An 11633-nucleotide genomic window follows, 5' to 3' on the forward strand; every position below is an offset into this window, starting at 1 on the left:
AATCTATTTGGCCGTGCTGCTTGACGGAAAAAAAATATCAGACCAGATCAAGGTCGAATTAACTGAACAAGTAAAGACTCTTGTATCAGAGGGACATCGGCCCCCACATTTAGCAGCAATACTTGTAGGAAATGATGGGGCCAGTGAAACCTATGTTGCCAGTAAAGTAAAATCTTGCGAGCAGATAGGATTTGGTTCTACGTTGGTCAGATTACCCGCAGATGTTTCTGAAGAGCAATTGCTTTCAGAGATCCGAGCCATCAACCTAGACGAAAACATTGACGGTCTGATTGTCCAACTTCCGTTACCTAAGCACATTGATGAGCAAAAAGTGACCGAAAGTGTGAGTCCAGAAAAAGACGTGGATGGATTTCATCCGGTAAACGTTGGCAAACTGGTTCTTGGACTTCCAACATTCGTTTCTGCCACTCCAAAGGGAATTATAGAGTTGCTGAAACGCTACAATATTGAAACAGCAGGAAAGCATTGTGTGGTGCTAGGAAGAAGCAATATCGTTGGTACTCCAATGGCAAATTTGCTCAGCCGTAATAGTTATCCTGGAAATTGTACTGTCACTCTTTGTCATAGTAAAACCAGCAATCTGGCAGAATTTACAAGGTCTGCAGACATTCTAATTGCTGCCCTTGGCAAGGCCGAGTTTGTAACTGCAGACATGGTTAAAGATGGTGCAATTGTGGTTGATGTTGGTATTACACGAGTTGAAGACGCAACCAATCCACGTGGTTACGTGTTAAAAGGAGACGTAGCCTTTGAGGAAGTGAATCGTAAAGCATCATACATTACCCCAGTACCTGGAGGAGTTGGTAGAATGACGATAGCCGCATTGCTACAAAACACATTACAAGCAAGAATAAGTAGAATCAAACCCAATAAATTTCATCATCATGTCAGTTAAAGTCAAACTCAAAAACAGAGAGGACAAGTACGTAGTGCTTGACCAAAAGGTCTATGATGACATTCAGGGCAATGAATACCTGATGTCCATCAAGTTTCTAGACAACCTAAGGGCTCACTCAAATGGTTATGGCGTTTTTCAACGTTGTATCACCACGAAAAAAGGCCCTGTTTATGAAACTATCTATTTGCATAAATATGTAGCTGAAAAGTTCATTACACGACCAGAAAGCGACAGAAAACTATTTGTTCGTTTTATCGATGGGGATGTTCTGAATGTTCAGCTAGATAATTTGGAGTGGGTCACGATGAATACATTGAGACGAGAAATGAAAAACTTTAAGAGCAAGTCTGGTTACAGAGGCGTTACTAAAGAGAAAAATCGTTTCAGAGCTGTGATCTATCATGAGCGAAAAGCACACAATCTTGGATTCTTTGACACTGCAGAAGAAGCAGCCAAAGCTTACAATAAGAAATCGATTGAGTTGTTTGGAAAAACAGGAAGCTTGAATAATGTCTAGGCTTTCCTAAAGTTGTTGATGAAAAAGGCGAGGTGAAAACCTCGCCTTTTTTATTTCTTATTCTGAGCTTTTTATCGAAATGTGGAGACTTAGAAAGCTGATCTTATCATCCACTGATTGAATTTCATAACTCAATTTTCGGCCACTTCGCTTGTAAATATCAAGAAGTCCAAGTCCGGCACCACCTTTTTCTGAGTATTCCGAATTGTCCAACTCAGTGCTATAAATGGAACGCATATCGTTATGATCCCAACTATTTATTTTTTCAATCTTAGACTGTAGGTCGCCAATCTTATCGTTTGAAATTCGGTTTCCGGTAATGATGAAAAAATCACCTTCATGCTTACCGATAAGTAGCAGACTAGGATGTGCGTCACCATCTTTTGTTTCAACAGCAGAGTGATTTACAACGTTCTGTAGACATTCAACCAGAATATTAAAGACCCTTTTTCGAAGTCGTTTCTCCTCGCCACTTTGTGCCAGTTTCAATTCAGTGATTGATAATAGTTGCTGAACGGTTGCATCAGTTATGCTATCGCGATAGGCTAAAAGCAACTCATTGTCCGACATCATTCGGTCAATGTCAAAATATTGGTCAATCTTACTCACCTAAGTTTTTTGGTTTGGTGAGGTTTCGTACGCGATACTTGCGAAAAAGTTCGTGTTCAATTGAATTTAGCGGACGTTTGGTTTATGGATACTTTAGCGGAATGAAATTGCTCAAACTTTCAGAAGCCGATCAACGCGAATTGGACCGTGGAATGACCTTGCCTATAATGGAGGAATTCTATACGATACAAGGAGAGGGATTTCACACTGGAAAGGCAGCGTATTTCATTCGTATCGGAGGCTGCGATGTCGGTTGTCATTGGTGCGATGTAAAGGAAAGTTGGGATGCATCGGTCCATCCACTTATTCGAATAGAGCAAGTGGTCAAGAACGCCTTGCAACATCCAGCAAAAACCGTGGTAATAACGGGAGGTGAACCACTTACTTATAATCTCTCAGCGCTTACAGAGATGTTGGAAACAGCTGGCTTTCAAATTCATGTGGAAACATCGGGCGCCCATCCGTTTTCAGGTAAATTTGATTGGGTTTGTCTTTCTCCCAAAAAGAACACGCCACCGCTGCCAGAATATTATGATAAAGCTGATGAACTGAAAGTGATCGTGTATAATCGGCATGATTTTAACTGGGCTAACGAACACGCTAGCGGGGTTTCAGAAAACTGTATCCTTTATTTGCAACCAGAATGGAGCAGGCGAGAAGAAATGATGCCTGTGATAATTGATTTTGTAATGAAAAACCCACGTTGGAACGTGTCTCTACAAACACACAAATACATGAATATCCCGTGAAGTTATTTCGATTCATATTGTTTTCTGTCTTGTTCCTATGCGCAGGTCAAGTGCTGGCGCAGATGGAATACTCTACGCAATCAAAAAAGGCGATCAAGTATTTTGAAGAAGCTTTGAGATTTTACAATGCAAAACGTAGTCAGGAAGCAATCGACATTTTGGAGAAAGCCATTAAAGCAGACGAGAATTTCATTGAAGCACACATGGTTTCTGGCGATTGTTATGCTGATATGGGCGACTTGAAAAGTGCTATCAGTCAGTATCAGAAGGCGGTCGATATAAATTCAGATTTCTTCATTAATTCCTATAAACAATTGGCTGATGCCCAGTTCAGAACGGGCGATTACGCTTCTGCATTATCGAATTACAAGGCGTTTATGACCAAAAAGCGTGTAAATCCTAAGATCAAGGAAGTTGCCGAACGTTATATGAAGAATGCAGAATTCGGAGTTGTGGCAAAGGAAAATGTAATCCCATTCGAACCGATAAATCTTGGCGAAGCGGTCAATTCAGATCAGTACGAATATTTCCCTGTGCTTACGGCAGATGAGCAAACGCTCATTTTTACGCGTAATGAGCGAAGAAGCGCTGGAATGGATTATCAAGAGGATTTTTATGTGAGTGTAAAGGATGGCGATCATTGGAGTACGGCATTGAGCGTTGGTCCTCCCATCAATACAGATGATAATGAAGGCGCTCAAACCATAACTGCCGATGGTCAGCAGTTGTTTTTTATTGGTTGCAATCGAAAAGGAGGAATGGGCAGTTGCGACATTTATCGCTCGCTAAGAAATGGTAAAGATTGGGGCCGACCTGAGAATCTGAGAAGCCCTGTCAATAGCTCAAAATGGGAAACGCAACCAAGTATTTCTTCGGATGGCAAAACACTTTATTTCGTAAGTAACAGGGAAGGCGGATTTGGCGGTTCAGACATATGGGTCACTCACCTCGCTCCCAACAACGAATGGAGCGTACCTAGAAATTTGGGAGATGTGATCAACACTCCCTTTGCAGAAGAAACTCCGTTTATCCATCCAGATGGCAGAACGCTATATTTTACATCAAACGGACATGTTGGAATGGGCGAGAAGGACATTTATATGACCACATTGGGAGATGATGGAAATTGGTCTGAACCTAAAAATTTGGGTTACCCAATAAATACTTGGAATGATGAGCAGGGTTTGTTTGTGGCGGCAAGTGGTGAAAATGCGTACTTCAGTTCTGATAGGGAAGGAGGTTTCGGGAAGCTTGATCTTTATTCTTTTAAACTATATGAAGAAGCGAGACCAACGCGTGTAACGTATGTGAAGGGAAAGGTAACAGACAAGGTTACTGGCAAGCCACTTGGTGCAAAGTTTGAGTTGATCGATCTGGAAACCTCACAAGTAGTAGTGGTGTCAAGTTCAGATAATGTGAATGGCAAATTCCTAGTTACACTGCCTGTAGATCACGATTACGCGCTGAATGTTTCGAAGGACGATTACTTGTTTTATTCCGAGCACTTTTCGCTGCCTAAAGAGCAAGATATTTCTAAACCTTACCGATTAGATGTGCCACTTCAACCCATAAAATTTGGGGAGAAAGTGGTTCTCAAGAACATCTTCTTTGAGACTGCATCGTATGAATTACTGCCAGAATCTACGGTTGAGCTCGATAAGTTGGTGGCTTTTATGAGTAATAATCCGTCTATTCATATTGAAATTGGGGGTCACACAGATGATGTAGGCGAAGCATCAGACAATCAGTTGCTTTCAGAAAACAGAGCGAAATCTGTACGAGCATATTTGATAACGAACGCTATTTCTGCAGACCGTATCCAGTACAAAGGTTATGGCGAAGAGCAACCTGTTGATACGAACGAAACGCCAGAAGGAAGAGCAAATAACAGACGAACTGAATTCAAAGTACTAAGTGGTGAATAGAGTTTTTGTTCTCAGTTTGTTGTTTTTGTTTGTAGTTGATGCGCTTGCCCAGAACGTTAAACATTCCATTTATCTTATTGGAGATGCTGGGAAAGACACTGTTCCTGGGTCTGCACTTCAGATGTTGGAAGATGAGCTGAAGCAACATCAGAACAGTTCTGTTTTCTTTCTTGGAGACAACATTTACCCGGCTGGTCTTGAAGGAAAAGAAGGCGACCGTAAGAAGCATGCTTCCGAGTTGAAGTTGCTTTCGCAATTAGAGCGGACGGTTGGATACGAAGGCTATGTTTTCTGGGTTCCTGGTAATCATGATTGGAAGGCAGGCCGTTGGCAAGGCCACTGGTTGGTTCAGAAAGAAGCCGAATTTGTTGAATCTTTTTACGCTAATAATCACACAATTAAGAACGATTCTGGCCACGTATTCCTTCCTAAAAACGGTCTACCAGGACCAATGCTTGAATCTGTTGAGGAATTTGGCTACGACCTGATAGCTATTGATGTTCAATGGTGGCTTCAAGATCAATTCTTCCATAAGGTTCCGACAGAAAATGGTCTGAACAAGCGAAGAATGGAAAAGCTGTTTTTGGAACGTTTGGACAGCTTGGTCGGAAAATCCAAAGTTGAGGGAAATCTGACGCTTATTGCGGCTCATCATCCGATGTACAGCAATGGTCACCATGGTTCGGCCAAGCAGCCTTTCCGATTTATCCTTAATTGGGTTCCTCCTTTTCAACTCTTTGGATTGATGGGTTTAAATCGGGCGATGGTTCAAGATATTCCGCAACCGCGATACAAACGAATCAGGAATAAGATTCTTAAGGTCTTGAATAATTACGAAGGCTTGGTTTATGTCTCAGGTCATGATCACAACCTTCAGTATCTTAAAAAAGAGAGAAATCATTACCTCGTTAGTGGCGCAGGAAGTAAGCGCTCATCTCTCTCAGGAGATAAATATGGTGCTAAGTTCATGGATGATCAGAATTATGGTTTCATGCGTTTGGATGTGATGGAAGATGGACGGATTCAATGTCATGTTTTCGGTCATACAACTGGAGGAATTCTCTTTTCGTTCTGGTTAGATTGAATTAGCCATTCAGTTAGCAGACTTCATCTGTATTCTTTAATGCGTTGAAGTGTTTTTTTCGAACACGTAAACGTCAAAAATTTGATGGAAATGAGTTGAATCTTTTAGCTCAAATTGTCTCTCAAACGTTTGAAGAAGATTGTTCGATGGAAATACAAATTTCGAATCTGCATCTAGATATATTGTTCGTTGACCATTAGAATTGACTATTTGAGTTGAATCGCGTACTGGGTAAATGCGATTAGCAACGAGGATACTATCAAGCGTGGAAATCGGGTTGCTTTGTTCGAATGGTTGATTATGATAAAACCATTCTCGGTTAAAGTGATATGCGAAGGCCAAGTCAAACAAATCAGGGCAGATGTAAACGTTTGTGTTGTCATCTCTCCATGTCGCAACGTAATCTACTGCAGCCTTTATTTGCCGATTGTTAGGAGGATTGAAGTTCACTGTAGCTATGGAACCAATTACAATCAATAAACCCCCGAGCCACTTCATTTTAGATAGTTCATAAACAAGATCTATCATCCAAGCCACCAATAAGAAAAGCGGAATGGTAATGTATAGAACGTATCGGTCAATGAACATTGGAATATAGTAAATCGAACACAGGAACATGAGTAAATAAGGAACGCAGAACCAAATAGCCAAAGACACGCCAGATCTATCGAAAAATGCTTTATTCAATTGCTGAGACCAGAATAGCTTGGGGGTGAGTGCCATTCCCAACACAATGGACATAGAGATTGAAACCGTGTTCAGGCGTTGGTTAAGCATCAGATTGATTCCGCCATAGATCTCTCCGATGCCAGGTTTGGAAACCCACGTTCCAGCATTCTGTACGTCTGTCAACCGAGTGAGAAATGTGAAAAGGTAAGGTGAATAGCAAACGCAAACGACCATCAACGACACCAAATAACGCTTCCAGTATTCGTGTCGGAAAACAATCAATCCAAGAATTGATTCCACCAAGAGGACATAAAAAGCCGTAAAATGAGAATAAAGAAGAATGATGTTGCAAACGACCAGCCCAACCCAATTCAATTTCTCCGAAGGCCTACTCAAAGTACTCAGAAAATAAAATAGGGCCCAAGCAGTGAACAGACTGAAGAGTGAATACACACGGATTTCATGTGAGAACCGAATGTGATAAGTCGAGAAGATGAACATTCCAGCAGCAATAAGCGCAATTCGCTTATTGAAGAATCGTAGGCCTGTTAGAAAAATGGGAATAACCGTTAGAGCGTTGAGAATAGAGGGGAATAATCTTACTGTTAAATCGTTATTGCCGAAGTAAAAAACGTAGTAGTGTAGCAGAATCTCGTAAAGCGGGGGGTTGTTTCCGCTGCTTAAGTATCGGATGATTGTGACAATATCAAACTGCGCAACATACAACGAGAAAGGCTCGTCTCCCGAAATATCAGTTTCATTAATGTTCAGTATTCGGACTCCAAATGCCAAGGCCAGTAAGGCGAGGCTGAGAATCCAATCAGGAATCTGTTTCATCGAATTCAACTTCATTGAAATTGCTGCACGCCAATATAATCAGGTGGAAAGATAACTTAAGATATCGCAACACCATTTTTACAAGTAGACCATGAGTGAACCTTGGGCCGTGGCTTTTTTATTCCATCAAATAATAGGTTCTTTGTGGCTATGTTGAGAGGATTATTCTTATTATCTATTTACGTCTTCACCGGATATGGATCTGTATCTGCTCAAGTCCTGTTTCAACGTGTTTATGGAGGTAGCGGATATGATTCAGGTTGCGAGGTTATTCCAACATCGGATAACGGATATTTGGTAGCTGGAACTTCCGGTAGTTTCGAGGAGGGGATGAGTAGCCAGATTCTTCTGATTAAGACGGATTTAAACGGGTATGTTGAGTGGAGGAAAACATACGGTGGGCAATATGCAGATGTGGCAAAATCTATGCAAGAAACTGCGGATGGAGATCTCATAATTGCAGGCTTCCAAGAAACCACTTTGAATAGTTATCAATTTAGTGCCTTGAAATTGACTTCGGATGGTGACACCATTTGGTCAAGAAGTTACGGTGGATCACAATGGGATATTTGTAATAAGGTGCTGGCACTTTCAGACGGGGGCTTCGCGCTTTTTGGTCAAACGTACAGCTACGGTGCAGGAGATGGTGATTTTTATCTAGTAAGAACTGATACGGATGGCGACACCCTTTGGACGAAGACTTATGGTGGCGCTGGTTTGGAAAGTGGAGAGTCGATCTCGCTTACGGACGAAGGTGGATTTTATCTGACAGGCTATTCAGAAAGTTATGGAGCTGGTAAAAAAGACGCATATATCATAAAGACAGATGCAGTTGGAGATACTATTTGGACCAGAACATTTGGGAAAGGAGAAGATGAGTATGCTTATGGATCTTGCACAACAAATGACGGTGGAGTCGTAATTGTGGGAGGTAGCTTCAGCAATTCCCCTGACGAAGGTGATTTTATGGTCCACAAACGCAGTGCTTCAGGTGATTCTCTTAGGACCAGGATTGAGGATGGTAGCACGGACGAATACTGGCTTGATGTAATGGAAGATTTTTCAGGAAAATTACTGTTGGCAGGATATGTAGAAGATAGTGAAGTTGGTAAAGAGGATGTAAGAATCATGCGAATTGACCAGAATCTGAATTTTGATGGAATGGCAGCTTCGCGTGGTAGCGCAGAAAACGATAGAGCATTTGACATTAAAGAAACGTACGATAATGCTTACGTCATTGTCGGACTCACAAATGGTTTTTTGAATAGGTATGATGATGTGTACTTGTTTACTGCCGATCACCAAGGAGAGGTGGGCTCTCCTGAGTTGGGTGTGGATGAGATAGTGATTGATGGACAACAGTTTGATGTAATTGTTGCTCCAAATCCAATTTCAGATGGTTTCTCAACTTTGTACATTACGAATTTCATTGGACTTAGGAAATTGATGAAATCTGAGCTGATTGTGCGTTTCTGCAATGTACATGGTCAGATTGTGTTCGAGAAAAGGGTTGAATCTGATGTAGAAAAGCTCAACATGCATATTCCAAATGGCATTTATTTTTACCAACTCGTCAGTGGAAATACAATTCTTGCTACAGGAAAAGCTGTAAAAGTTAATTAAGGATTTAGAAGAATCCGATGATGCTGATGTACGCGCTTTGCGAAGTGCCAATCATCGGAAGGACATAACCTTCAAGATTATTTGTTCCAATTCTCACTTCAACCACCTCTGCAAATCGCTTTCGCAGTTCCAGGCCAAGGTTCCAACTGCCAAAGCCACCGTACGCAAACCGGCCATCGATATAAAATCCCTTGCCTAGTTTGGAATCTGTTCCGATAAAAGCATACGGAATGTAGCCTGGCGCAATTCGATACTGAACGCCTGCATACACGCGCCATTGCTTGGTGCTGTTGATCATATAATGTCCTTCAATCCTCATTCTTCCAGGAACAGTTGTGTTGTAAGAAGATGCAGATTTCTTGGTTGCTAGTCCATTGACAATCGAATCGAGATTGGCTGAAATAATGGAGCCACCATCAGACGGGAAGAGATTGAGGTCAATTCCTTCAAACCTGAAAATGGTATCAAGATCGGTCTGTTTGAGATTCTTAGACCAACGGATAATCCCAAGATCATCTGCCTCAAAACGAATTCCGAACTTTTCTGTGCCGTAACCGATGTTGACGGAGGCACTGAAACCAATGCCATTGGCATCAAAATATTGGGCGCTGGAAAGAGAAGAAGAACGCAAACTTCCGTGTATTTCCCCATCTATGAATTCACCATCTGGATCGGTGTATAATTGTGCTTGGTCAATCTTCAATTGAAGATTTCGTTTGCCTGTAAGTAGCGAAACGCCAAAACCAATATTCCATTTTCCTTTTGGTTTGATGACGTTTTTTAGAATGCCAACTTCATATTGCGTGTACATCAATAAGTTGAGTTCCGTAGGTGCAAGGTCAATTGTTTCGCCTGCAAACATGGCGTTGCCAAAACTCGCTAGATCAAAAAGTGCCTTTGGATAATTTGCGTTGATGTGTGTGCGGTCGGCAACCTTGATGAACCAGCCAATTCCTTTGGTACTGTCTGGAATGTGTTTCGCGAATATGCCGTAGTCAAGATCGGCACCAACACGATTGGATTTCCCATGCAGATTGCTCACTTTCTCTCTCAGGCTGCGACTTAGGAATTTCCCTTGGTATGTGTTCCAAAGAAGATTGCTGGTGATGGCATTGGTGCTAGCCTGATATCTGCCAAAGGCACCCACAGCATATCCACCATCCCAATTAGAGTAAACCTCATTTCTAAACTGAGCACGAGCACCGAAACTCCAAGTTAGAATAACGCAGACGATGATGCTTTTTCTCACAGCGTTGATGGACCAAGGTTAATGTTGAAGTTTCCGGTCAATTTGAGGTCCATGCCATAACTCGCATAAAACTCCATCAACTGTGGTTGATTGGCAGTATTGAATCGAACCTTAAACCGAATTTTTCGGGTTTGTGGAAGCACATTCGAAGTTCTAACAGGAATAGGAATTGTAATGCGAGATTCTAGGGGAGAAATCACTTTGTTCTCAGCGTCAAGAGGAGGAGCAGCAATTGTCGATGGCACGATCAAAGCATCCAACTCTTGTCCAAATTCATCAAGAAGCGTCATTTCTATCATTCCTTCAAGAGGAAAACCATTGGTAGCAACCAAAGTGAAACTGCCGCTGTTCACCGCATCAATTACCCCAACGTCTGATAGGTCCCAGTCCAAGGTGTCAACCAAGGTCAGGTTTGTCAAGGTCGTTCTTAGCGGAACATCAATGTCCAACAAAGCTTGAAATGGCCTGTCGTAATAGAAGAAATCGTTTCCTGAAGAAACGTTCCCTAGTGGATTGAGGTCGAAATTGAACGAGAACCCGAGTTGATCTGGAAGGTTTTCGATGAATTGTTTGATGTTGGAATTGCCGTTATTCAATGAGTAGTTCAGCTGATAAGACAGTACATTAGCAGCGTTTCCTGTTGGATCTTGCGCTCTGGTCAACAACAATGGCGAGCCAACTATTTCATGACTAAGGTTTACGGTTGTGTTCTGTCTGGTGTTGATAGAACTTAATCGGTCCAGCTGGAAAATAGCATCTGCGCCAACGCCATTGATCACATTTAGGTCAATCGTTACAGAATCCAACAACATCTGACCTTCCGTAATTCGGTTCAGAAATTCAATTTGTGTTGTGTCATCTTCCGTTGCGGTAGATTGTTGCCCGAAATACCCAGAACCGTAATTCGGAATAATGTCTAAAAAAGAATATTCTAAGAACAGAAATGGAGTAGAAGCGGGTATCGTAACCGTCTGTCCAGTGGGCGAGGTTTTAAGAATGTAAGTGGTTTCCAAGGTGTTGAAACCAGAACCGTTGGAACCACGGAGGTCAAGGTCATATCCTGAAAGATCGAATTCAAATTCAGCTGAAGATGGTTCGCTTGCGCTTCCTGCAGGAACTGTTTGACTTGTTTCAAAGGGTGATCCGAAAAGGTATGCTCCAGGAATAAGATATGTGAAATCAACGGCTGTTTCGAGTATGCTTCTCACCTTCAACCTCAACTTTCCTCTTCTTAGGACTACTCGTTTTAAGGCTAAGTCACCCAGATCATAAGTTGTATTGTCAACCAACGGTGGAAGTTCATCGCCAGGTTGGGCAGTGAATCCGAATCCGATGGAAATAGTGTTTTCGACTGTTGTATCCGGAATTTTCAGAATCGAATCCAGCGGTAGATCAATCAACGAAGTATGGATTTTCAGCCTCAATGCACCTTCTTCATTCGCCACGAATAAC

The 11633-nt window shown here is 41.9% G+C and carries 10 protein-coding genes; 6 read left to right on the forward strand and 4 right to left on the reverse strand.

From position 1 onward, the window contains the following. The first annotated feature begins 13 nt into the window (after window positions 1-13). Both K9J17_13225 and K9J17_13230 read left to right on the forward strand, forming a co-directional pair. Window positions 14-916: a bifunctional 5,10-methylene-tetrahydrofolate dehydrogenase/5,10-methylene-tetrahydrofolate cyclohydrolase gene (locus K9J17_13225; GenBank protein ID MCF8277688.1), complete on the forward strand. Its 903-nt coding sequence runs from the start codon at window positions 14-16 to the stop codon at window positions 914-916. Then, window positions 906-1436 (forward strand): hypothetical protein, encoded by a 531-nt coding sequence (locus K9J17_13230; protein MCF8277689.1) that lies wholly within the window; start codon window positions 906-908, stop codon window positions 1434-1436. The genes K9J17_13225 and K9J17_13230 overlap by 11 nt, the downstream gene beginning before the upstream one ends. Before the next feature lie 57 nt (window positions 1437-1493). Here the strand turns inward: K9J17_13230 and K9J17_13235 are convergent, their stop codons facing one another. Then, window positions 1494-2045 (reverse strand): SiaB family protein kinase, encoded by a 552-nt coding sequence (locus K9J17_13235; GenBank protein ID MCF8277690.1) that lies wholly within the window; start codon window positions 2043-2045, stop codon window positions 1494-1496. Window positions 2046-2146: 101 nt separating this feature from the next. Between K9J17_13235 and K9J17_13240 the strand changes: the two genes are divergently transcribed. Genes K9J17_13240 through K9J17_13250 form a run of 3 tightly spaced genes read left to right on the forward strand, consistent with a single transcriptional unit; the run spans window position 2147 to window position 5803 of the window. Then, on the forward strand, window positions 2147-2794 hold the full coding sequence (locus K9J17_13240; protein ID MCF8277691.1) for a 7-carboxy-7-deazaguanine synthase QueE: 648 nt from the start codon (window positions 2147-2149) through the stop codon (window positions 2792-2794). Further along, window positions 2791-4719, forward strand: coding sequence for an OmpA family protein (locus K9J17_13245; protein ID MCF8277692.1), 1929 nt, complete (start codon window positions 2791-2793; stop codon window positions 4717-4719). Before K9J17_13240 ends, K9J17_13245 begins: the two co-directional genes overlap by 4 nt. Then, window positions 4712-5803, forward strand: a complete 1092-nt coding sequence (locus tag K9J17_13250; protein MCF8277693.1) for a metallophosphoesterase — start codon at window positions 4712-4714, stop codon at window positions 5801-5803. Before K9J17_13245 ends, K9J17_13250 begins: the two co-directional genes overlap by 8 nt. 36 nt (window positions 5804-5839) lie before the next feature. On the opposite strand, the gene K9J17_13255 is transcribed toward K9J17_13250, so the two are convergent. Then, window positions 5840-7309 (reverse strand): DUF6020 family protein, encoded by a 1470-nt coding sequence (locus K9J17_13255; protein ID MCF8277694.1) that lies wholly within the window; start codon window positions 7307-7309, stop codon window positions 5840-5842. A gap of 150 nt (window positions 7310-7459) precedes the next feature. Between K9J17_13255 and K9J17_13260 the strand changes: the two genes are divergently transcribed. Further along, complete coding sequence (locus K9J17_13260) at window positions 7460-8932, forward strand: T9SS type A sorting domain-containing protein (protein MCF8277695.1); 1473 nt, start codon at window positions 7460-7462, stop codon at window positions 8930-8932. A gap of 4 nt (window positions 8933-8936) precedes the next feature. Here K9J17_13260 and K9J17_13265 read toward each other — a convergent pair whose 3' ends face one another. Both K9J17_13265 and K9J17_13270 read right to left on the reverse strand, forming a co-directional pair. Further along, window positions 8937-10181: a DUF5723 family protein gene (locus K9J17_13265; GenBank protein MCF8277696.1), complete on the reverse strand. Its 1245-nt coding sequence runs from the start codon at window positions 10179-10181 to the stop codon at window positions 8937-8939. Then, window positions 10178-11633: hypothetical protein (locus tag K9J17_13270; protein MCF8277697.1), on the reverse strand; the 1456-nt coding region annotated here is incomplete at its 5' end. The genes K9J17_13270 and K9J17_13265, both read right to left, overlap by 4 nt.

Source organism: Flavobacteriales bacterium (assembly GCA_021739695.1).
Classification (GTDB): domain Bacteria; phylum Bacteroidota; class Bacteroidia; order UBA10329; family UBA10329; genus UBA10329.

Coding starts and splice junctions, on each gene's coding strand:
- K9J17_13240 (MCF8277691.1), top strand. CDS start 2,147: ATGAAATTGCTCAAACTTTCAGAAGCCGATCAACGCGAATTGGACCGT.
- K9J17_13260 (MCF8277695.1), top strand. CDS start 7,460: ATGTTGAGAGGATTATTCTTATTATCTATTTACGTCTTCACCGGATAT.
- K9J17_13255 (MCF8277694.1), bottom strand. CDS start 7,309: ATGAAACAGATTCCTGATTGGATTCTCAGCCTCGCCTTACTGGCCTTG.
- K9J17_13230 (MCF8277689.1), top strand. CDS start 906: ATGTCAGTTAAAGTCAAACTCAAAAACAGAGAGGACAAGTACGTAGTG.